Source organism: Pseudomonas sp. SIMBA_068, assembly GCF_046534705.1.
Taxonomy (GTDB): domain Bacteria; phylum Pseudomonadota; class Gammaproteobacteria; order Pseudomonadales; family Pseudomonadaceae; genus Aquipseudomonas; species Aquipseudomonas putida.
Genome location: NZ_JAWRYI010000732.1, coordinates 1 through 264 on the forward strand (window position 1 = coordinate 1; position 264 = coordinate 264).

Here is a 264-nt window from a genome sequence, read left to right on the forward strand (position 1 = left end):
GTTTCGTCGCGTGCTGCCGTCCAAGCTGTTTGAATACGCAGCTACACAGAAACCGATATTGGCTGGCCTATCAGGCTATTCAGGCCGCTTTGCCAGCAGACGGATTCAGAATGCCGCTGTTTTCAATCCGTGTGACATCGAAGGTGCACTAGAATCCTTCAGAAGTCTGGACTTCCGCCCAACGGCTCGAAATGAATTCATACAAAAATATTCGCGAACAGCTATCAAAAGGAGGATGGCCTTCGACTTGCTCAAAACCTCACC

At 49.6% G+C, this 264-nt stretch carries 1 pseudogene; it reads left to right on the forward strand.

The features are described 5' to 3' along the window. Window positions 1-264 (forward strand): annotated as a pseudogene (locus tag SB756_RS31195) (glycosyltransferase WbuB); the annotation flags it as partial.